The organism is Pseudomonas sp. ENNP23, from assembly GCF_001728945.1.
Lineage (GTDB): Bacteria > Pseudomonadota > Gammaproteobacteria > Pseudomonadales > Pseudomonadaceae > Metapseudomonas > Metapseudomonas otitidis.
In genome coordinates this window covers 224,468-245,268 of sequence record NZ_LYSP01000001.1, presented here as the reverse complement: position 1 = coordinate 245,268, position 20,801 = coordinate 224,468, and the positions used below count along the sequence as shown (strand labels likewise).

Here is a 20,801-nt window from a genome sequence, read left to right as displayed (position 1 = left end):
TCCTCCAGGTCAGATCGCAATGCGGCTTTCAGGCAGGCCGGGGCCACTGACTCGATAGATGCCGATCTCGCCCAGCAGGTTGGGCCACAGGCGGCTCGGCAGATTGTGCCTGTGCAGACGGTCGACGGCCAGGCGATCCAGCACCCGAACCTTGAGCTCCTGACAGAGGGCTTCGAAATCGTGGAAGGTGCAGAAGTGGATGTTCGGCGTGTTGTACCAGGTGTAGGGCAGGAAGTCGGAAACCGGCATCCGTCCGTTGCGTGCCAGGTACCAGCGGCAGCGCCAGTGGCCGAAGTTGGGGAAGGTGATGATGCACTCGCGGCCGACGCGGAGCATTTCCTCCAGCAGCTTGTCCGGGTAGTGCACGGCCTGCAGGGCCTGGGTCATCACCACCACGTCGAAGCTGTTGCTGGCGAAGTTGCCGAGGCCCTTGTCCAGGTCCTGTTCGATGACGTTGACGCCGTTCTGCAGGCAGCGGGCGATGTTGTCCGGGTCGATCTCCAGGCCGTAGCCGGTGACCTCCTTGTGGTCACGCAGCCAGGCCAGCAGGTCGCCATCGCCGCAGCCCAGGTCGAGCACGCGGCTGCCGGCGGGAATCCAGTCCTTGATGATTTCGAGGTCGGCTCGCACGGGGGGCTTCCTAGTCAGAGGGCGATGCGGTTCATGTAGCCGCTGAAGGCCTGCAGATAGCGCGGGATCGGTATGAGAAAGGCGTCGTGGCCCTGGGGCGCGTCGATTTCCAGGTAGCTGACGTTCTTCCGCGCAGCGGTCAGGGCGTCGACGATCTCCCGCGAGCGGGCTGGGGAAAAACGCCAGTCGGTGGTGAAGGACATCACCAGGAAGTTCGCCTTGGCCGCCGACAGGGTGCGCGCCAGGTCGCCGCCATGGGCGGCGGCGGGGTCGAAGTAGTCCAGCGCCTTGGTCATCAGCAGGTAGGTGTTGGCGTCGAAACGCCCGGAGAACTCCTCGCCCTGGTAGCGCAGGTAGCTTTCCACCTGGAATTCGACGCTGTGGAAGTCGTAGTTGAGCTTCTCGCTCTTAAGGCCACGGCCGAATTTCTCGCCCATGGCGTCGTCGGAGAGGTAAGTGATGTGGCCGACCATGCGCGCCAGCATCAGGCCGCGCTTGGGGATCACGCCCTGTTCCTGGAAGTGCCCGCCGTGGAACTCCGGGTCGGTGAGGATGGCCTGGCGGGCCACCTCGTTGAAGGCGATGTTCTGGGCCGACAGCTTGGGTGCCGAGGCGATGGCCAGGCAGTGGCGGACGCGGTCCGGGTAGCTGATGGTCCATTGCAGCGCCTGCATGCCACCGAGACTGCCGCCCACCACTGCGGCCCATTGGGTGATGTCCAGGGCATCGGCGAGGCGGGCCTGGCTGTGCACCCAGTCTTCCACCGTCATCACCGGGAAGTCGGCGCCATAGGGCTTGCCGGTGGCCGGGTTGAGGCTGGAGGGGCCGGTGGAGCCGTTGCAGCCGCCGAGGTTGTTGAGGCTGACGACGAAGAAGCGACGGGTGTCGATGGCCTTGCCGGGGCCGATGCAGCTGTCCCACCAGCCGGGCTTGCGGTCTTCCATGCTGTGGTAGCCGGCGGCATGGTGGTGGCCGGACAGTGCATGGCAGATGAGGACCGCATTGCTGCGGCTGGCGTTGAGTTCGCCGTAGGTCTCGTAGACCAGCTCGTAGTCGGCCAGGGTGCGGCCGCAGGCCAAGGGCAGCGGCTCGCTGAAGCGCTGCACCTGGGGCGTCACCAGGCCGACGGAGTCTTCGGGAATGACGGTGGGCATCGCTACCGCTGCTCTTTTTTCAGGAAGGGCGCCAGTCTAAAGAGCACTGCAGCACCCGGCAAGCGCGCGGCTGCGCGTGCCGGGAGGGGGTTGGATCACTGCTGGCGGGCCACTCGCGGCAGGGTGACCACCTTGCCCTGGCGCTGGATCGGCGCCGGGCGACGCAGGGCGCGGAGCATGTCGTTGGCCTGGCTGAGCTGGCGTTCCAGCTCGTCCACGTAGCGGGTGAGCTGGAGCACGCGCTGGCGGGCCTGCTGGGTGTTCTGGGCAAGAGCCTTGAGACGCAGCATGTGGGTTTCCAGCAGCTGCTTGTGCTCCAGGGTGTTCTGCATCAGCGGCATCAGCGCTTCGGCGGCCCATTGGGCGACTTCCTGGCGCAGGCGCTGGTGCAGGCCGATCACTTCCTGCACCAGGGTGGAGAAGAAGCGTCGGGTCAGCAGGCGCTGCTCGGTGAGCAGGGTCTTCAGGTGCAGGCGGAACTGATCGCCCTTCTGCCGCAGTTGCCCCAGTTCGCGGTAATAGCGGGTGAGGTCGAACTGCGGTGCGTCGATGCCCTGCAGTGGGCTTTCCTCGTTATGCCGGCGGTACAGCGCGGCGACCATGCGGTTGGCGGCGTCGGCCTCGTGGTCGAGGGCGTGCAGGTCGGTCTCTACCGCGCGGAAGAAGTGCAGGATGGCCTGGTTGATGCCGACGGTGGTCCAACTGCCGGTCAGGTCGCGGCGCACGCGCGCCAGGTGTTCCTCCAGACGCTCGGGGCGCACGGCGGCGCGCAGCAGCTCGCCCTGGCGCTTGACCAGGCGCTGGTTGGTCTTCAGGCCCAGCAGCCGCCGATGGTGCCTGGCGTGGTCCTCCTTGGTGCGGGCGGTCAGCTCGAACAGCAGCTGACCGTTGTCGTTCTGGTGGTTGCTGAGCAGTGCCTGCTGCTCGCGGACCTTCTCCAGGCGCAGGTTGAGCACGTGCTGGCTGTTCTGCAGCAGTGCCAGGACCTGGTTGACTACGCGGGTCTCCAGCAGGCGTTCCTTCTGGGCGACGATGCGTTCGCAGAGCAGGCGCTCGAGGTTGGCCATCTGGCTGCGGGCGAGCAGTTCGTCGTCCTTGCGCACCTTGGCCAGCAGGGCCTGCTTGGCGGATAGCGGCAGCACGTCCTCGCGGCGGATGCCGAGCTGGCGGGCGGTGGCGTCCTGGATCTGGCGGATGGCGTTCTGCACGAAGGTCTCGCCGGCCAGGTCGTCCCAGAGCACGTCGATCTTGTTGAGCACGGCGAACAGGCTGGTCTGGGTGTCGTCGTCCAGCTGGCGGATGTGCTGCAGCCAGATGTCCATGTCGCTGGCGGTCACGCCGGTGTCGGCGGACAGCAGGAAGATCACCGCCTGGGCGGCGGGCAGCATGGACAGGGTGAGTTCGGGTTCGGCGCCCAGGGCGTTCAGGCCGGGGGTGTCGAGGATGCGCAGGCCCTGGCGCAGCAGCGGGTGGTCGAAGTTGACCATGGCGTGTCGCCAGGCGGGCACCAGCACCATGCCGGGACGGCCGGCGGGCTCCAGGGTGTCGGGGTGGAAGCCGAGCTGGATAGCCTGCTCCACCGGCATCGGCTTGGTCTTGGCCACCTGGGTGAAGGCCTGGACCATGTTGTCCGGGTCGCTGGTGTCCAGGGGGATGTTCACCCAGTGGCGGGGGATGCGCTTGAACTGGGCGACGCTGGCCGAGGCGGTGCGGGTCTCGATGGGCAGCAGGCGGATGTAGGGGCGTTCCGAGCGCGGGTCGTGGAACAGCTCGGTGGGGCACATGGTGGTGCGCCCGGCCTGGGACGGCAGCATGCGCTGGCCGTACTCGGAGAAGAACAGGCTGTTGATCAGCTCGGTCTTGCCGCGGGAGAACTCGCCGACGAAGGCCAGGGTGATGTGGTCGGTGCGCAGCAGGCGCAGGGCGCGCTCGAGCTTGTCCTGCACGGCGGCGGTGCTCAGGCGGCTGTGTTCCAACCAGCTACGGTAGCGGGTGATTTCCCGCATCAGCTCGCGCTTCCAGGCGACGTAGGCGTCCACCTGCTGACTCAGTCGTTCCATGCTCATCCTGGCTCTCCTTCCGCTTACGCGTCCTGCGTTCAGAAACTAAGGGGGGAACTCGACAACGATGGTGCGGCCGTCTCGACAGCGGGCCGATGCCTGGGCGGGCGTGCGGCAATTATCCGCCGTCTTGGCTGGCCGTCAATCGGGCGGCTTCACAGTCCCGCCTTAAGGTCTGTCAGGGTTGCCGAGCGGTCAGTCCGGGCAGCGCCGTCAGCGTGCGCGGGGTGCGGATGCGCACGCGCTTCTGGCGGTTCAGTTCACCGCCCTCCAGGCTCACCTGGCTCTTCGCGACGCCGAAGGCGTCGGCGAGGAAGGCCATCAGGTGGGCGTTTGCGCGCCCTTCGATGGGCGGTGCGGTGAGGCGGATCTTCAGGCGGTCGCCGTGCAGCCCGGCGAACTCGTCGCGGCTCGCCTTGGGCTGCAGGTGGCAGGCGAGGATCAGGTCCTCGCCATCCCAGCGGAACCAGCTCATCAGAGGAAGGGGCTGAGCTGCGGCGGCATCTGGGTCATGGCGGCCAGGCCACCGATGACGAAGCGATCCAGCAGGTTCAGTGCAATGAAGGCGAAGATCGGCGAAATATCCAGCCCGCCCAAATTCGGCAGCAGCTTGCGGAAGGGCGCCAGCAGCGGCTCGCAGATCTGGTTCACCAACTGGGCGCCAGGGTTGTAGCTGCCCGGGGAGACCCAGGAGAGGATCACGCTGATGATCATGGCGAAGAAGAACACCTTGAGGAACAGCGAGGTGATGCTGATCACCGACCACACCAGCAGTTGCGGCAGCGCGCCCAGGGGGTTGGCGCCCATCAGCAGCAGCACCACGATCATCAGCAGCCATTGCAGCAGCACGGCCAGCACCATGGAGGCCAGGTCGAGCCCGCCGAGGCCGGGGATGATCTTGCGCAGAGGGTTCAGCAGGGGCTTGGTGGCCCGCACCACGAACTGGCTGAGGGGGTTGTAGAAGTCGGCCCGTACCAACTGCAGGATGAAGCGCAGCAGTACGACCAGCAGGTAGAGGCTGCCAAGGGTCTGGATCACGTAGATCGCGGCGGAGGCGAGTCCGGTCATTGGGCGTTCCTTGTGGGGGTGGGCGCACGGCCAGCGGGGGTGCCGGTCATGCGGGCTACTTTATCGGGATTCCCGGTGCGCATGGAGGGTGTCACTGTCCGGCCATCAGGTCCGGTCCGTTGCAGTGCATGTCCTCATGGTCGCCGAGGGTCATCAGGGTGAAACCGTCGGGTCGCTGGAGGATGGTGGCGTAGGCATAGGCCAGGTCGTGCAGGTCCTTCTTGCTGTCGTACAGCTGGATCTCCACCTGGAAGCGGTCGGCGTCCTTGCAGGGGCGCACCGGGCCGTAGAACAGGGTGATGCCGGCGGCAGCGCGCTGCGTTCTGAGCTGTTCGCGGGCGGTCAGGTTCTGCTGGCGTTGCTCCGGGTCGCTCCAGTCGCTGGCCAGTGCATCGTCCACCGTCAGCCATTCGTCGACGAAGCCCCTGCCATTGCTGGCAGCCGGCTGGATGCGCTGCAGGGCGTCGCCATCCAGGCGGTAACGGTAGATGCCGGCGCGGGTCATGCGGTCGGCGTCCAGGCTGCCGACTTCTGCACGCAGCTCGAAGCCGTCGTGCCGGGCCTTCAGGCGTGGTTCGGTTTCGTCACGCACGTAGCCTTGCTGCAGGTGGTGCAGGTTGCGCTGGGCGGTCTCGCCATTGCGCGGCTGCACCACATCCACGGCCAACCGGCTCCAGCGCGAGGTGCACCAGGGGGTGCCGTGGGCGATGACGAACTGCCCGCCCGGCAGGCGCACGTACTGATAGAAGTCGCCGTAGGCGTCGGAGAGCTCCTTCAGTGGCGGACTGCGCCATTCCAGGGCGCGTACCCAGCGGTCGCCTTCCCGGGCATAGCCGAGCAGCAGGATGTCGCCGCCGCAGGGGATGGAAGTGGCGGCCTGGATGACCACCATTGGCGGCAGCCCCGGCTCGTCATGGCGGATCGCCGCGTAGGGGCTCACCGTGGTTTCCTCGTCTTCCGGTGCTGGCTGGGGCGGCATCAGCTCGCGGGCCATTTCCTGCTGCAGGGCGTCGGCATCGAGGTCGGCACCGCTGCACGCCAGGCGCGCATCCAGGGCGCGGGTGATGGCGTCCTTGTGGGCCTCCACGGCGGTGGCGATGGCCGGGGAGACGTCGGTGGGCAGCTCTTCGTCCTGCCCGTCCAGGCCGGCCTGCACCTGCTCGTAGGCGGTGCGTGCAGCCTGGGCCAGGTCGGGTTGCAGGGCGCAGGTGTCCGCCAGCGCTGGCAGGCCCAGCGAGAGCAGCAGGGGTGCCAGCGTCCAGGCGACTGAGCGCGGCATGTTCATTGCCCGAGCTGGTCGGCCAGTTCGGCGGAGCGGCGGTCGGCGGCGCTCAGGGCCTGCTCCACCAGGGACTCGAAGCCGTTGCCCTGGAAGGAGTTGATGGCCGCCTCGGTGGTGCCATTGGGGGAGGTGACGCGGCGGCGCAGTTCGGCCGGGCCGACATCGCTGCCCACGGCCATGCGCGCGGCGCCCAGGGCGGTCTGCAGGGTCAGCCGGGCGGCCACTTCGGGGCTCAGGCCCAGCTTCTCGCCGGCGGCGGTCATGGCTTCCATCAGCAGGAAGAAGTAGGCCGGGCCACTGCCGGAGACGGCGGTGACGGCGTCGATCTGCTTCTCCTCGTTGAGCCACAGGGCGATGCCCACGGCTTGCAGCAGTTGCTCGGCCTGGCGGCGCTGCTCGTCGCTGACGGCGGCGGTGGCGTACAGGCCGCTGGCGCCTTCGCCCAGCAGGGCCGGGGTGTTGGGCATGCAGCGCACGATGCTGTCGACGCCCAGCCAGCGGGCCAGGCTGGCGCAGGGGATGCCGGCGGCGATGGACACGACCAGTTGGCCAGCGGACAGGCTCGGGGCCAGCGCTTCGCACACGGCCTTCATGACCTGGGGCTTGGTGGCCAGGACCACCACATCGGCGCCGCGCACGGCGTCGGCGTTGTTCTCGACCACTTCGATGCCGTGCTCGGCGGCGATGCGGGCGCGCTGTTCGGCACCGGGGTCGCTGGCACGGATGTGGTCGGCCGGAACGCCCTGGGCGCGCAGGCCGCCGATCAGGCTGGCGGCCATGTTGCCGGCGCCGATGAATGCAATGCGGGGAGTGCTCATGTCGTGTTCCTTCCTTATTAGGGGGCCGGCTGCCCGTAGTCGCGGGCGCCGAACAGGGCGGTGCCGATGCGCACCCAGGTGGCGCCTTCGGCGATCGCCGCTTCGAGGTCGTGGCTCATGCCCATGGACAGGGTGTCGAGGGCGAGGTCCAGGTCGGTCATCAACTGGCGCAGGCGGGCGAAGGCGGCGTGCTGGGCCGCGACGTCGTCAGTGGGCTCGGGAATCGCCATCAGTCCGCGCAGGCGCAGGTTCGGCAGGCCGGAAACGGCCTTGGCCAGGGCTGGGAGGTCCTCCGGTGCGCAGCCCGACTTGCTGGCTTCGCCGCTGACGTTGACCTGCAGGCAGATGTTCAGCGGCGGCAGGTGGGCGGGGCGCTGGGCGGAGAGGCGCTCGGCGATCTTCAGCCGGTCCACCGAGTGCACCCAGTGGAAGTGCTCGGCGATGGGCTTGGTCTTGTTCGACTGGATCGGGCCGATGAAATGCCAGGTCAGCGGCAGGTCGGTGAGTTCGGCCTGCTTGGCCAGCGCTTCCTGGAGGTAGTTCTCGCCAAAATCGGCCACGCCCTCGGCGTGGGCCTCGCGAATGGCGTCGGCGGGTTTGGTCTTGCTCACGGCCAGCAGGCCGATGGTGGATGAATCCCTTCCAGAGGCTTGCGCCGCCTCACGGATACGCGCGCGAACCTTTGCAATATTCTTTGCTATCGTGGACATTACCTGCGCTCTACAGCCCGGCCTGAGTGGGTCTGCGGCATTCTAACCGCTTGGAATTGGGGAGTCCCATGGATATTACTGAGCTGCTCGCGTTCAGCGCCAAGCAGGGCGCTTCGGACCTGCATCTCTCGGCCGGGCTGCCGCCCATGATCCGCGTCGACGGCGATGTTCGCCGCATCAACCTGCCCCCTCTGGATCACAAGCAGGTGCACGCGCTGATCTACGACATCATGAACGACAAGCAGCGCAAGGATTACGAGGAGTTCCTCGAAACCGACTTCTCGTTCGAGGTGCCCGGCGTGGCCCGCTTCCGGGTCAACGCCTTCAACCAGAACCGCGGCGCCGGCGCCGTGTTCCGTACCATTCCCTCCAAGGTGCTGTCCATGGAGGACCTGGGCATGGGCGAGATCTTCAAGAAGATCTCCGACGTGCCGCGCGGCCTGGTGCTGGTCACCGGCCCCACCGGTTCGGGCAAGTCCACCACCCTGGCGGCGATGCTCGACTACCTCAACGGCACCAAGTACCACCACATCCTGACCGTGGAAGACCCGATCGAATTCGTCCACGAGTCGAAGAAGTGCCTGATCAACCAGCGTGAGGTGCACCGCGACACCCTCGGCTTCAACGAGGCGCTGCGCTCGGCCCTGCGGGAAGACCCGGACATCATCCTGGTGGGTGAGATGCGCGACCTGGAGACCATCCGCCTGGCGCTGACTGCCGCGGAAACCGGCCACCTGGTATTCGGCACGCTGCACACCACCTCCGCTGCCAAGACCATCGACCGGGTGGTCGACGTGTTCCCGGCCGAGGAGAAGGCGATGGTGCGTTCCATGCTCTCCGAGTCCCTGCAGGCGGTCATTTCCCAGACCCTGCTGAAGAAGATCGGCGGCGGCCGGGTGGCGGCCCACGAGATCATGATCGGTACCCCCGCCATCCGTAACCTGATCCGCGAGGACAAGGTGGCGCAGATGTATTCCGCCATCCAGACCGGCGGCTCCCTGGGCATGCAAACCCTGGACAGCTGCCTGAAGGGTCTGGTGGCCAAGGGCCTGGTCAGCCGCGAAAGCGCGCGCGAAAAGGCCAAGACGCCGGAAAACTTCTAGACCCGACAGGGCGCCCCGGCAGGCGCCCTGTCTGCTTGAACGGGGCGGCTGCCCGAACTGGCCTGTGCGCGAGCGAACAGGTTGGCCATCCACATTGCGAGAAAGACCATGGAATTCGAGAAACTGTTGCGCCTGATGGTCGAGAAGGGCGGTTCTGACCTGTTCATCACGGCCGGTGTGCCGCCATCGATGAAGGTCAACGGCAAGGTCATGCCGGTCACCAAGAACCCCATGTCGCCGGAGCAGACCCGTGAAACCGTGCTGGGGGTGATGAACGAGCAGCAGCGCCGCGACTTCGCCGAGAACCACGAGTGCAACTTCGCCATCAGTGCTCGCGGCATCGGCCGTTTCCGCGTCAGCGCCTTCTACCAGCGCAATCTGGTGGGCATGGTGCTGCGCCGCATCGAGACCAACATCCCCACCCTGGAGCAGCTCAAGCTGCCCGAGGTGCTGAAGAAGCTGGCCATGACCAAGCGCGGCCTGGTGCTCTTCGTTGGCGCCACCGGCACCGGCAAGTCCACGTCTCTGGCGGCGATGATCGGCTACCGCAACAAGAACAGCTCCGGCCACATCATCTCCATCGAAGACCCCATCGAGTACATCCACCAGCACCAGGGCTGCATCGTCACCCAGCGTGAAGTGGGGATCGACACCGAATCCTTCGAAGTGGCCCTGAAGAACACCCTGCGTCAGGCGCCGGACGTGATCCTCATCGGCGAGGTGCGGACCCGCGAGACCATGGACCACGCCGTGGCCTTCGCCGAAACCGGCCACCTGTGCCTGGCCACCCTGCACGCCAACAACGCCAACCAGGCGCTGGACCGGATCATCAACTTCTTCCCCGCCGACCGTCAGCAGCAGGTGTGGATGGACCTGTCCCTCAACCTCAAGGCCATCGTCGCCCAGCAACTGGTGCCGACCCCGGATGGCAAGGGGCGCCGCGCGGTGATCGAGGTGTTGATCAACACCCCGCTGGTGGCCGACCTGATCCGCAAGGGCGAGGTCCACGAGCTCAAGCCGCTGATGAAGCGCTCCACCGAGCAGGGCATGCAGACCTTCGACCAGGCGCTGTACAACCTCTACTCCCAGGGCGAGATCACCTACGAAGACGCCCTGCTCTACGCCGACTCGGCGAACGACCTGCGCCTGATGATCAAGCTCGGTTCCGAGACCGACGGCGAGCACCTGACCAGCATCAGTGGCGGGCTGTCCCTGGAAGTCTCGGAAGACGATCCGGGCCGTCGTTTCCGCTGAGTGGCGCCAGCCACTGCGCCGCCCGGCGCGCCAAGGCCTCCAGTGTTTCGTTCCCCGCAGGCCAGGGAACCGCGATCCAGGCGCCGAAAGGCGCCTGTTTCGTTTCCAGCACCTCGCCACCGTGCTCCGCCAGGTGCGGCGGAATGAAACCGCGCAGGGCCGCGCGGGCGCCGTCGCCGAGGGCGATCACCAGTCGTGGCCGGAGCTGCTGCAACTCCGCCTCCAGCCAGGGGGCACAGGCCGTCAGCTCGGCTTCCGTCACCGGCAGCGCCTCGCGCTCGCTGCGCAGCCCCTGGCTGTGCCAGGCGAAGTGCTTCACGGCGTGGGTGAAGTACAGGCGTTCGCGGGCCAGCCCGGCGCTGGCCAGGGCTTCGCGCAGGCGGATGCCGGTGGGGTCGCTGAAGGGCTGCCCGCTCAGGTCGTCCTGATCGGAAGGTTGGCTGCCGAGCACCATCACATCGGCGGTTTCCGGACCTTGCCCGGCCACCGCACAGGTCGCAGCGTGCCAGCGCGGGCAGGCCTGGCAACGTTCCAGGGCCGAGGTGGCCTCGCGCACCGGCTGGGCTTTCAGTGGGCTGATCAGCACCGTCTTGCCGTCCTGGGCGCCGACCGCCGGGGCCTGGGCCAGGCGCTGCTGGCCGGTGCGGGCCGCGCTGACCAGGGCGGGGATCAGCGGCCCTTCCGGCAGGTGGCGCCAGAAGCGTGCGGGCATGTGGCCGCGCATCACCTTCGGGTTGAGCCGGGCCGGGTTGAAGGTGCTGCGGTAGTAGGCCTGCCACAGCGATTGATCCGGGTCGTCGCGCTCCTCGATGGCGGCCTGCAGGCCGGGTGGCCCCGGGGGCAGGTAGGCCAGGCGCTCGCCGTTGAAGCAGGCCACGCCGCCGGGCGTGGCGATCAGCCAGCTGTGCCGCCCCATGCGCGGGACGAAGTGTTCGGCGGCGAGGTCGAGCACCTCGTGTGCCGGTTCGATCCAGGCCAGGTAGTCCGGCTCGCCTCGCTGGGCCTGGCCCGGGCGGAAGCGCAGGAAGGCGTGGATGTGGTGGGCTTCCCGCCCCACGGCCTTGAGCCGCCGGTGCAGCTCGGCGCCGTCGCGGTCGCCCGGCAGCATGGCGCTGCGGTCACCCCGGGCAGCCCGCCAGAGCACCCGGTAGAGCAGGGACCAGCGGTCCTGCTGGTGGAAGCGTGCAGCCAGGGTCAGCAACTCCGGCAGTTCGCGAGGGATGCGTACTGTGCCGCCTGGGGCTTCCGCCGGGGCGGGGTCGAGGCTGTCGAACAGGCCGACATCCGGCGTCCAGTCCACCTGGTGCGGGGCGATCCCGGCCTGCAGCAGGCGCCGGGCTTCGCTGCGCCAGCCTTCGAAGCTGCCGTCGAAGCGGGGCCGGTGCATCACCAGAGCGCCATCTGTGCCGGGGCGTCGCCGAGCTGGCGGCGCAGGGCGGTGGATTCGAGGTCGGCCAGCCGGGGCCTGTAATCCTGGGTGATGATGAACGGCCGGGCCTTGTCCATGGCGCAGCGCAGGCGCACCACGTCCTGGTAGCGGATGCGCCGCTCGCGGCGCAGGTCCGCCAGGCGCCGGGCGCTGAGCACGCCGATGCCGGGCACGCGGGCGATCATCGCCGGCTCGGCGCGGTTGAGGTCGAGGGGGAACTGTTCGCGGTTGGCCAGCGCCCAGGCCAGCTTGGGGTCGATATCCAGGGGCAGGTTGCCGGGGCTGCTGATCAGCTCCTCGACGCGGAAGCCATAGCCGCGCAGGAGGAAGTCGGCCTGGTACAGGCGGTGTTCGCGCATGAGCGGTGGCGGCTCGGCCGGCAGCCCGCCGGGGGCGCTGGGGATGGGGCTGAAGGCGGAGTAGTAGACGCGCTTGAGCCGGTAGGCGCTGTAGAGCGATTGGGCGGTGCCGAGGATGGTGCGGTCGTCGGTGGCGTCGGCGCCGACGATCATCTGGGTGCTCTGCCCGGCCGGGGCGAAGGCGGGTCCACGCCGTTCCTCCTGCGCTTCTTCCACGCCCAGGCGGATGCGACCCATGGCGCGTCGGATCGGCGCCACGCGCTTTTCCGGCGCCAGGCGCGCCAGCCCGGATTCGGTGGGCAGCTCGATGTTCACGCTCAGGCGGTCGGCGTACAGGCCGGCCTCGGCGATCAGCTCCGGGCTGGCGTCGGGGATGGTCTTCAGGTGGATGTAGCCGCGGAAGTGGTGTTCTTCCCGCAGCAGCCGGGCCACGCGCACCAGTTGCTCCATGGTGTAGTCCGCGGAGCGGATGATCCCGGAGCTGAGGAACAGCCCGCTGATGCAGTTGCGCCGGTAGAAGTCGAGGGTCAGCCGGACCACTTCTTCCGGGGTGAAGCGGGCGCGCGGCACATCGCTGGAGCGGCGGTTGACGCAGTACTGGCAGTCGTAGATGCAGAAGTTGGTGAGCAGGATCTTCAGCAGGGCCACGCAGCGGCCATCGGGGGTGAAACTGTGGCAGATGCCCATGCCGTTGGTGGACCCGATGCCGGCCTTGCCGGTGGAGCCACGCTTGGGTGCGCCGCTGCTGGCGCAGGACACGTCGTACTTGGCGGCGTCGGCCAGCACGGTTAGCTTGTCGATCAGTTCCATGGTCGGATTCTGAAGTTAACTGTATGTGCATACAGTATTTCGGCGACCGGAACCTGCGCAAGTCCGTCGACGACCTTCGGTCGTCGGCCCGTCATCAGGAGATCACATGCAACGCCCGGATACCCACAGCACCCTGATCGGCTACCTCCTGTGGATCTTCGGATTCCTTGGGGCGCACCGCTTCTATTACGGCCGGCCGGTGACCGGCACCCTGTGGTTCTTCACCCTGGGGCTGTTCTTCATCGGCTGGATCATCGACCTGTTCCTGATTCCGTCCATGGAGCGCGAGGCCGCTCTGCGCTTCAGTGCGGGCCCTTACGATTACACGGTGGCCTGGCTGCTGCTGACCTTCCTCGGTGTGTTCGGGGTGCACCGCATGTACCAGGGCAAATGGATCACCGGCGTCCTCTACCTGTTCACCGGCGGGTTTTTCCTGCTGGGGGTGCTCTACGACTTCTGGACATTGAACACGCAGATCTCGGTGCTCAACGCCCAGCGTTGAGCCGGAAAAGCAAAAGGGGCCGTCGATGACGGCCCCTTTCGTTTGCAGCGCCTTCAGCCCTGGAAGGTCAGGTGGCCGTCCATGAGGGTGTAGCGGACGCGGCCGGGCAGCGAGTCGCCGATGAACGGGCAGTTGCGACCACGCGAGTGCCAGGCCTCGCCGGCCTGGGTGCGGCCCTGCGGATCGAACAGCACCAGGTCCGCCGGGGCGCCGACCGCGATGCGGCCTGCCGGCAAGCGCAGGGCGCGGGCCGGGCCGGCGGTGAGGCGGGCCAGCAGGGTGGGCAGGTCCAGCAGGCCGTCTTCCACCAGGCTCAGGGCCAGCGGCAGCAGCAGTTCGACGCTGCTGATGCCGGGCTCGGTGGCGGCGAACGGCGCCAGCTTGGCGTCGGCTTCGTGGGGCTGGTGGTGGCTGGCGATGGCGCCGATCACGCCACTCTTCACCGCCTGGCGCAGGCCTTCGCGGTCCGCCTGGCTGCGCAGCGGCGGCTGCACGTGGTAGAGGCTGGAGAAGCCGGTGAGGGCGTCGTCGGTCAGCAGCAACTGGTACATGGCGACATCGGCGGTGACCGGCAGGCCGCGGGCCTGGGCCTCGGCGATCATTTCTGCGCTACGGGCGCTGGTGATCTGGCTGAAGTGCGCACGCACGCCGCTCTGTTCCACCAGCAGCAGGTCACGGGCCAGGGCCACGGTCTCGGCGCTCTCGGGAATTCCGGCCAGACCGAGGAAGCCGGCGGTGGCGCCTTCGTGGGCGAGGCCGCCTTCCGCCAGGTCGGCGTCCTGGGGTTGCAGCACCAGGGTCAGGTCGAAGGTGGCGGCGTACTCCATGGCGCGGCGCAGGGTGCGGCTGCTGCTCATGGGGGCCAGGCCGTTGCCGAAGGCGACGCAGCCGGTGTCACGCAGGGCGACCAGTTCGGCCAGTTGCTCGCCGGCGAGGTTGCGGGTGAGGGCGCCGATGGGGAAGACCTTGGCGTGGCCGGCCTCGCGGGCGCGGTCGAGGATCAGTTCGGCCACGGCGGGGGTGTCCAGCACCGGGCGGGTCAGCGGCGGGCAGCACAGGCTGGTCACGCCACCGGCGGCGGCGGCACGGGTCTCGCTGTCGACGTTGCCCTTGCGGCTGTAGCCGGGTTCGCGCAGGGCAGCGTTGAGGTCCACCAGGCCGGGGGCGGCCACCAGGCCCTGGGCGTCGATGCGGGTCTCGGCCTCGAAGCCGGCCGGCGCCTGGCCGATGGCGCTGATCTTGCCGGCCTGGAGGAACAGGTCGGTGATCTGGTCGGTGCCGCTGGCGGGGTCGATGAGGCGGGCGCCGATGATGTGGGTACGCATCAGTTCTGCACCTCGGCTTCCTGATTGATCTGGCGTTGGGTGTTCTGGCCGCTCATGGCCATGGAGAGTACGGCCATGCGGATGGCGATGCCGTAGGTGACCTGGTTGAGGATCACCGAGTGGCTGCCGTCGGCGACGGCGGACTCGATCTCCACGCCGCGATTGATCGGCCCCGGGTGCATGACGATGGCGTCGGGCCTGGCCAGCTTGAGGCGCTGGGTGGTCAGCCCGTAGAGGCGGTAGAACTCGCCCTCGCTGGGCAGCAGGCCGCCCTGCATGCGCTCGCGTTGCAGGCGCAGCATGATCACCACGTCCACGTCCTTGAGCCCTTCAGCCAGGTTGGTGTAGACGCTGACACCGTACTGCTCGATGCCGATGGGCAGCAGGGTGCGCGGTGCGATCACGCGGATGTCCGGGCAACCCAGGGCCTTGAGGGCGAGCATGTCGGAGCGGGCGACGCGCGAGTGCAGGATGTCGCCGACGATGGCCACCGAGAGGTTTTCGAAGCTGCCCTTGTGGCGGCGGATGGTGAGCATGTCGAGCATGCCCTGGGTCGGGTGCGCGTGGCGCCCGTCGCCGCCGTTGATGATGGCGACGTCAGGGCAGACGTGCTCGGCGATGAAGTGGGCGGCGCCGGAGTCGGCATGGCGCACCACGAACATGTCGGCGGCCATGGCCTCCAGGTTGCGCAGGGTGTCGAACAGCGTCTCACCCTTGCTGGTGGAGGAGGTGGAGACGTTCAGGCTGATGACGTCCGCAGAGAGGCGCTGGGCCGCCAGCTCGAAGGTGGTGCGGGTGCGCGTGGAGTTCTCGAAGAACACGTTGCACACCGTCTTGCCGCGCAGCAGGGGCACCTTCTTGACGGCGCGGGCGCCGACTTCGAGGAAGGAGTCGGCGGTGTCGAGGATTTCGGTCAGCAGCTCACGGGGCAGGCCGTCGAGCGAGAGGAAGTGGCGCAGCTGGCCCTGGTCGTTGAGCTGCAGCGGGCGCTTGGCGTTCGGCATGGGGCGGGCCCTGGGGGTCGGGTTTTCAGGAGGCGGCGAGGACCTGGCGCTCGAGTGCGAGCGGCGCGGGGCCGAGCAATTTTACCCGCTCGTGGGTGGCCAGGGACAGGGTGGCGCCGACCACGTCGGGGCGGATCGGCAGCTCCCGGGCGTTGAGGTCCAGCAGGCAGACCAGGGTCACGCTGGCCGGGCGGCCGTAGTCGAACAGTTCGTTGAGGGCGGCGCGCACGGTGCGCCCGCTCATCAGTACGTCGTCGATCAGCACCAGGTGCTGGCCTTCGATCTCGAAGGGCAGCTCGGACGGCTGCACCTGGGGATGCAGGCCGTTCTGGGTGAAGTCGTCGCGGTAGAAGGAGACGTCGAGCACGCCCATGGCGTCGTCGCGGCCCAGGGCTTCCATCAGGGCCTGGGCGACCCAGACGCCGCCGGTGCGGATGCCGACGAAGCGCGGTGTGTCGATGTGCCGGGCCGCCAGGTGGTCGGTCAGGGCGCGGGCCATCTGCGGCAGCAGTTCGGCCGGGTTGGGCAGTGTCATGGGCGTTCCTCGCTAGTCGTGTCCGGGGTGCTCGGCCAGCCAGCCTTCCAGCAGCAGGGCGGCGGCCAGGGCGTCCACCGGGCGTTCGCGGTAGCCGCCGCGCTGGCCCTGCGCCAGGCGGTGGCCCTTGGCTTCGAAGGTGGTCAGGCGTTCATCGTGGGTGAAGACGGGCAGGTTGAAGCGGCCATTGAGGCGCCGGCCGAACTTCTCGGCGCGCTCGCTCATCTCGCTGGGGGTGCCGTCCATGTTCAGCGGCAGGCCGACGACGATGGCGTCGGGCTGCCACTCCTTGATCAGGGCTTCGACCTTCTGCCAGTCGGGTACGCCGTTCTGTGCCTTGAGCACGCACAGTTCGCGGGCCTGGCCGGTGACGGCCTGGCCGACGGCGACGCCGATCTGGCGGGTGCCGTAGTCGAAGCCGAGGAGCAGGCGGGGTGCGGTTGTCGGGCCGGCCATCAGGCGTGCCCGGCCTGGCTGGTGAGCAGGTTGAGGTTGACCCCCAGCCGTGCAGCGGCAGCGGCGAGGCGCTGGTCGCTGGGTGTGTCGAAGAGGATGGCCGGGTCGGCAGGGCAGGTGAGCCAGGCGTTTTCGGCCAGCTCGGCCTCCAGTTGCCCGGCCTGCCAGCCGGCATAGCCAAGGGCGATGAGGCTCTTCTGCGGGCCGCGGCCGTCGGCGATGGCGAACAGCACGTCCTGGGAGGTGGACAGCGCTAGGTCGCCCAGGTCCAGGGTGGCCTGGTACTGCAGGCCGCTGGGGTGCAGGACGAAGCCGCGGTCGGTCTGCACGGGGCCGCCGGCGTAGATGGGCAGGCTCTGGCAGTGGGCGGGGGCGGTGTCGTCGGGGCGCAGTTGTTCGAGCACGTCACCGAGGCTGAGGCCGTTGGGGCGGTTGATCACCAGCCCCATGGCGCCTTGGTCGTTGTGCTCGACCAGGTAGGTGACGGTCTGCGCGAAGTTGGGATCGTCCATGTGGGGCATGGCGATCAGGAAGTGGTGCTTGAGGTAGCTGGGCGCGGTACTTTTCATGGGCGCTAGTGTCGATCTTCGCGCCGCCGGCTTCAAGGGTGCCGGCTCAGTTGCTGGAGAGCCTGTCGCCCCGCTCGAAACGCCAGGTGCGAATGATTTCCAGGCGGTCGATGTCGGCCAGGTCACCGGTGAACGGGGAGAAGGGGGCGGCAAGGCGGACGATGCGCATGGCGGCCTGGTCCAGCACCTGCTGGCCGGAGGATTCCAGCACCTGCACTTCATAGAGGGTGCCGTCGCGGTTGATCGATACCAGCAACCTCAACGAGCCATAGATGCGCTGACGGCGGGCCTCTTCGGGGTAGTTGAGGTTGCCGACGCGTTCGATCTTCTTGCGCCATTCGTCCTTGTACCAGGCTCCTTTGTCACGCATGGTCGAGGCCGCGTTGAGGCGGTGGATGCGCGGGCGCTTGGCGTAGCGCTGCTGCTCCTGGGACAGTTCGGCCTCCAGGCTGGCGATTTCGGAGGACAATTGGGCGCTGTCGAATATCGGGGCCGGCGGGGTCTCAGGCTCGGGCTTGGCTTCCTCGCGCTTGACCGGGGTTTTCTGCGGTTTGGGTGCAGTGGTGGCGATGGCCGCCTTGGGGGCTTCCTGGCGCTGGGTCTGCTGGGGCGCGGCGGGCGGAGTGACCTTGCGGATCTCCTGATCCTGGAACATCGCCTGCTCGGTAGTCTTGGGCGTGTCCCTGTGCTCCAGGGTGCCGCTGCCTTGCTGGTCATTCTGGGCCAGGTAGTCGGCTTCCTTCGGCTTCTCGTCACTCTTGAAGGTGGCGAGGGTGACTTCCAGCGTCTTGCTGATCTGGCTGGGGTCGCTGAAGGTGAAGCCGACACCGAGGATGAGCGCGATGTGCAGCACCGCGGCGAGGAACAGGGTGAAGCCGAGCCTGTCCGCCGGGCGCACGCTGGCGGAGGGGAAGCGAGGGAGGTCAGCGGCTGCGTTCATCGCACATCGGGTCTGCTCAAAGTGGCGCGCAGTCTGCCGAACTGGGGCGGCAGGCTGCAAGCCGCAAGCTGCAAGGTGTTGACTGCGTCAAGCTTGCGGCTTGCTCTGGTTCGCCTCCAGACGGGTGGCAATGACGTCCATCAGGCGTTCGCCGATGCGGGTGTCGTATGCGGCGTCGATCTCGCGGATGCAGGTCGGGCTGGTGACGTTGATCTCGGTGAGGTGGTCGCCGATCACGTCGAGGCCGACGAACAGCAAGCCCTTCTCCCGCAGTACCGGACCGACGGTAGCAGCGATCTCGCGGTCCCGATCGGTCAGCGGGCGGGCTTCGCCCCGCCCCCCGGCGGCGAGGTTGCCGCGGGTCTCGCCGGCAGCGGGAATGCGTGCCAGGCAGTAAGGTACCGGTTCGCCGTCTATCATCAGGATACGTTTGTCGCCGTCGACGATTGCCGGCAGGTAGCGCTGCGCCATGATCTGCTCGGCGCCGTGGCGGGTGAGGGTCTCCAGGATCACCGAAAGGTTCGGGTCGCCCTCGCGGTGACGAAAAATCATCGAACCGCCCATGCCATCAAGGGGTTTGAGAATGATGTCACGCTGCTCTTTTGCAAACTCGCGCAGAATGTCGGGCCGTCGACTCACCAGGGTCGTCGGGGTGAGGTGCGGGAAGAGCGTGGCGAAGAACTTCTCGTTGCAGTCGCGCAGGCTTTGCGGACGGTTCACCACCAGCACGCCGGCGCGCTCGGCCTGCTCCAGCAGGTAGGTGGAGTAGATGAACTCGTTGTCGAAGGGCGGATCCTTGCGCATGAGGATCACATCGAGGTCGGCGAGCGGGGTGTCCTGCTCATCCCCGAGGACATACCAGCCCGTAGGGTCGGCTTTCACCTCGAGTGGTTTCATGCGGGCACGGGCTACGCCTGCTGCCTGGTAAAGATCCTGCTGCTCCATATAGAAGAGGGACCAGCCACGAGCCTGGGCCGCGAGAAGCATGGCCAGGGAGCTGTCCTTCTTGAAGTTGATCTGCGCAATGGGGTCCATGACGATCCCGAGGCGAACGCTCATGGGTGGTGTCTCCGCAACTCGTGAAGTGAAGAAGGGGCCTCGATCGGGCCCCGGAAGAGGCGCTCAGGGTGGCGCTGGAGGCGATTGCGGTCAAGGGAAACCTCGCCGTACGAACTGGCAAATCCATGGCGTAGGCGGTTTCTGGCTTGCGTCTGGAGAGTGTGCTAAAAAGGCCCGACGATTGGGTCGCAGCCCGTCGCTGACAGGGCCTCAGGCGCACTGAACGAAGCTAATAACGACTCACCGAGGCGATGGTAGGGCGAACATGGAACAGCATTCCGAGGGTTTGAAGGTGATGGTGATCGACGATTCGAAGACGATTCGTCGCACCGCTGAAACTCTGCTGAAGAAGGTGGGTTGCGAGGTCATCACGGCTGTCGACGGTTTCGATGCTCTGGCCAAGATCGCGGACACACACCCGAACATCATCTTTGTCGACATCATGATGCCGCGTCTCGACGGTTATCAGACCTGCGCCCTGATCAAGAACAACAGTGCTTTCAAATCCACCCCGGTGATCATGCTGTCCTCCAAGGACGGCCTGTTCGACAAGGCCAAGGGTCGCATCGTCGGTTCCGACCAGTACCTCACCAAGCCCTTCAGCAAGGAAGAACTGCTCGGCGCGATCAAGACCCATGTGCCTGATTTCACCCCGGTGGAACAAGCCTCCTGAAGTCCGGCCCGTGTGGCTGGAAGTGCCTTTCCGTATTGGGGACAAACATGGCTCGTATTCTGATTGTTGATGACTCGCCGACCGAAATGTACAAGCTGACCGCCATGCTCGAAAAACATGGTCATCAGGTACTTAAGGCGGAAAATGGCGCCGATGGCGTCGCCCTGGCTCGCCAGGAAAAGCCCGATGCCGTGCTGATGGATATCGTCATGCCCGGCCTCAATGGCTTTCAGGCGACTCGTCAGCTGACCAAGGACGCCGAAACCAGCCACATTCCGGTGATCATCGTCACCACCAAGGATCAGGAAACCGACAAGGTCTGGGGTAAGCGCCAGGGCGCGAAGGATTACCTGACCAAGCCGATCGATGAAGACACGCTGCTGAAAACCCTTAACGCGGTGCTGGCCGGCTGATGCCGGTAGCACCGTGAAGTCCTAGAAGAAGGCTCAGCCCCGCATGTCGGATGCAAAGACCCCATTCCAGATACTCCTCGAGATCGACCAGCGCTGCCGCGCCCTGGCGGCGGGCTTGCCCGCCCAGCAGGAAACGGTCCAGACCTGGAGTGGGATCGGCTTCCGCATGGGTGAGCGCTTCTTCGTGGCGTCCATGGGTGAAGTGGGCGAGGTGCTCCACGAGCCCCGTTACACCTTGCTTCCGGGGGTAAAACCCTGGGTCAAGGGCGTCGCAAACGTCCGTGGCCGGCTGCTGCCGATCATGGACCTGTGCGGATTCTTCGGCGGCGAGCTGTCATCCCTGCGCAAGCAGCGCCGGGTGCTGGTGGTGGACCATCAGGAAATCTTCGCCGGCCTCATCGTCGACGAAGTCTTCGGTATGCAGCACTTCCCGGTGGATTCGTTCTCCGAGGAGCTGCCGCCGCTCGAAGCCAATATCCAGTCATTCATCCACGGCGTGTTCCAGCGTGAGCATCCCTGGCTGGTGTTCAGCCCTCATGCGCTGGCCCAGCACCAGGTGTTCCTGGACGTCGCGGTCTAGTTCCCAGCGCGCAGGCTCTCGGGCCTGCGCGCAGGGCCGTTTCCGGGAGGGGCGGTCCGATCGGTCGG

General features: G+C 67.1%; 23 protein-coding genes. 6 read left to right on the top strand and 17 right to left on the bottom strand.

Annotated elements, in window-relative coordinates; translation table 11 throughout:
- Positions 1-9 precede the first annotated feature (9 nt).
- The 8 genes from metW to A9G05_RS00980 all read right to left on the bottom strand — a co-directional run bounded on the left by metW (position 10) and on the right by A9G05_RS00980 (position 7,722).
- The gene (gene metW / locus A9G05_RS01015) at positions 10-630 is read right to left on the bottom strand and encodes a methionine biosynthesis protein MetW (RefSeq protein WP_069559202.1); all 621 of its coding nucleotides are present in this window, start codon (positions 628-630) and stop codon (positions 10-12) included.
- Positions 631-644: 14 nt separating this feature from the next.
- Positions 645-1,784 (bottom strand): homoserine O-acetyltransferase, encoded by a 1,140-nt coding sequence (locus A9G05_RS01010; RefSeq protein ID WP_069559201.1) that lies wholly within the window; start codon positions 1,782-1,784, stop codon positions 645-647.
- Positions 1,785-1,879: 95 nt separating this feature from the next.
- On the bottom strand, positions 1,880-3,850 hold the full coding sequence (locus tag A9G05_RS01005; RefSeq protein WP_069559200.1) for a dynamin-like GTPase family protein: 1,971 nt from the start codon (positions 3,848-3,850) through the stop codon (positions 1,880-1,882).
- A gap of 172 nt (positions 3,851-4,022) precedes the next feature.
- Complete coding sequence (locus A9G05_RS01000; RefSeq protein ID WP_069559199.1) at positions 4,023-4,319, bottom strand: DUF167 domain-containing protein; 297 nt, start codon at positions 4,317-4,319, stop codon at positions 4,023-4,025.
- Entirely contained in the window at positions 4,319-4,912 is a 594-nt protein-coding gene (locus tag A9G05_RS00995; protein ID WP_069559198.1) for a YggT family protein, read from the bottom strand. Before A9G05_RS00995 ends, A9G05_RS01000 begins: the two co-directional genes overlap by 1 nt.
- Positions 4,913-5,003: 91 nt before the next feature.
- Positions 5,004-6,191 (bottom strand): hypothetical protein, encoded by a 1,188-nt coding sequence (locus A9G05_RS00990; RefSeq protein WP_069559197.1) that lies wholly within the window; start codon positions 6,189-6,191, stop codon positions 5,004-5,006.
- A gap of 2 nt (positions 6,192-6,193) precedes the next feature.
- Complete coding sequence (gene proC, locus A9G05_RS00985) at positions 6,194-7,012, bottom strand: pyrroline-5-carboxylate reductase (protein WP_069559196.1); 819 nt, start codon at positions 7,010-7,012, stop codon at positions 6,194-6,196.
- A gap of 17 nt (positions 7,013-7,029) precedes the next feature.
- Positions 7,030-7,722: a YggS family pyridoxal phosphate-dependent enzyme gene (locus A9G05_RS00980; protein ID WP_069559195.1), complete on the bottom strand. Its 693-nt coding sequence runs from the start codon at positions 7,720-7,722 to the stop codon at positions 7,030-7,032.
- Positions 7,723-7,790: 68 nt separating this feature from the next.
- Between A9G05_RS00980 and pilT the strand changes: the two genes are divergently transcribed.
- Complete coding sequence (gene pilT / locus A9G05_RS00975; protein WP_069559194.1) at positions 7,791-8,825, top strand: type IV pilus twitching motility protein PilT; 1,035 nt, start codon at positions 7,791-7,793, stop codon at positions 8,823-8,825.
- Positions 8,826-8,933: 108 nt separating this feature from the next.
- Complete coding sequence (locus A9G05_RS00970; RefSeq protein WP_044403589.1) at positions 8,934-10,079, top strand: PilT/PilU family type 4a pilus ATPase; 1,146 nt, start codon at positions 8,934-8,936, stop codon at positions 10,077-10,079.
- On the opposite strand, the gene A9G05_RS00965 is transcribed toward A9G05_RS00970, so the two are convergent.
- Both A9G05_RS00965 and A9G05_RS00960 read right to left on the bottom strand, forming a co-directional pair.
- Positions 10,021-11,466, bottom strand: a complete 1,446-nt coding sequence (locus A9G05_RS00965; protein WP_069559193.1) for a TIGR03915 family putative DNA repair protein — start codon at positions 11,464-11,466, stop codon at positions 10,021-10,023. The two genes, A9G05_RS00970 and A9G05_RS00965, sit on opposite strands and share 59 nt — an antisense overlap.
- Positions 11,466-12,677, bottom strand: a complete 1,212-nt coding sequence (locus A9G05_RS00960) for a putative DNA modification/repair radical SAM protein (RefSeq protein ID WP_069559192.1) — start codon at positions 12,675-12,677, stop codon at positions 11,466-11,468. Before A9G05_RS00960 ends, A9G05_RS00965 begins: the two co-directional genes overlap by 1 nt.
- A 106-nt stretch (positions 12,678-12,783) precedes the next feature.
- On the opposite strand from A9G05_RS00960, the gene A9G05_RS00955 reads away from it, so the two are divergent.
- On the top strand, positions 12,784-13,179 hold the full coding sequence (locus A9G05_RS00955) for a TM2 domain-containing protein (RefSeq protein ID WP_069559191.1): 396 nt from the start codon (positions 12,784-12,786) through the stop codon (positions 13,177-13,179).
- Between the two features lie 53 nt (positions 13,180-13,232).
- Here the strand turns inward: A9G05_RS00955 and A9G05_RS00950 are convergent, their stop codons facing one another.
- From A9G05_RS00950 to gshB, 7 genes are all read right to left on the bottom strand, one after another.
- The gene (locus tag A9G05_RS00950; RefSeq protein WP_069559190.1) at positions 13,233-14,504 is read right to left on the bottom strand and encodes a dihydroorotase; all 1,272 of its coding nucleotides are present in this window, start codon (positions 14,502-14,504) and stop codon (positions 13,233-13,235) included.
- Positions 14,504-15,508 carry an aspartate carbamoyltransferase catalytic subunit gene (locus A9G05_RS00945; protein WP_069559189.1) on the bottom strand — a complete coding sequence of 335 codons (1,005 nt, stop codon included), beginning with the start codon at positions 15,506-15,508 and terminating at the stop codon, positions 14,504-14,506. Before A9G05_RS00945 ends, A9G05_RS00950 begins: the two co-directional genes overlap by 1 nt.
- A 25-nt stretch (positions 15,509-15,533) precedes the next feature.
- Positions 15,534-16,043 (bottom strand): bifunctional pyr operon transcriptional regulator/uracil phosphoribosyltransferase PyrR, encoded by a 510-nt coding sequence (pyrR, locus tag A9G05_RS00940; protein ID WP_069559188.1) that lies wholly within the window; start codon positions 16,041-16,043, stop codon positions 15,534-15,536.
- 12 nt (positions 16,044-16,055) lie between these two features.
- Positions 16,056-16,499, bottom strand: a complete 444-nt coding sequence (gene ruvX, locus A9G05_RS00935; protein WP_044403573.1) for a Holliday junction resolvase RuvX — start codon at positions 16,497-16,499, stop codon at positions 16,056-16,058.
- Positions 16,499-17,068, bottom strand: coding sequence for a YqgE/AlgH family protein (locus tag A9G05_RS00930; RefSeq protein ID WP_069559187.1), 570 nt, complete (start codon positions 17,066-17,068; stop codon positions 16,499-16,501). The genes ruvX and A9G05_RS00930 overlap by 1 nt, the downstream gene beginning before the upstream one ends.
- A 46-nt stretch (positions 17,069-17,114) precedes the next feature.
- Positions 17,115-18,008: an energy transducer TonB gene (locus A9G05_RS00925; RefSeq protein ID WP_069559186.1), complete on the bottom strand. Its 894-nt coding sequence runs from the start codon at positions 18,006-18,008 to the stop codon at positions 17,115-17,117.
- 87 nt (positions 18,009-18,095) lie between these two features.
- The gene (gene gshB / locus A9G05_RS00920) at positions 18,096-19,067 is read right to left on the bottom strand and encodes a glutathione synthase (protein ID WP_069559185.1); all 972 of its coding nucleotides are present in this window, start codon (positions 19,065-19,067) and stop codon (positions 18,096-18,098) included.
- A 265-nt stretch (positions 19,068-19,332) separates the two neighbouring features.
- Between gshB and pilG the strand changes: the two genes are divergently transcribed.
- Genes pilG through A9G05_RS00905 form a run of 3 tightly spaced genes read left to right on the top strand, consistent with a single transcriptional unit; the run spans position 19,333 to position 20,733 of the window.
- The gene (pilG, locus tag A9G05_RS00915) at positions 19,333-19,740 is read left to right on the top strand and encodes a twitching motility response regulator PilG (protein WP_021218373.1); all 408 of its coding nucleotides are present in this window, start codon (positions 19,333-19,335) and stop codon (positions 19,738-19,740) included.
- A 47-nt stretch (positions 19,741-19,787) separates the two neighbouring features.
- A complete protein-coding gene (pilH, locus tag A9G05_RS00910) occupies positions 19,788-20,153 on the top strand; it encodes a twitching motility response regulator PilH (RefSeq protein ID WP_003458790.1) in 366 nt (121 codons plus the stop codon).
- A 43-nt stretch (positions 20,154-20,196) separates the two neighbouring features.
- Entirely contained in the window at positions 20,197-20,733 is a 537-nt protein-coding gene (locus tag A9G05_RS00905) for a chemotaxis protein CheW (RefSeq protein WP_069559184.1), read from the top strand.
- The last annotated feature ends 68 nt before the right edge of the window (positions 20,734-20,801 follow it).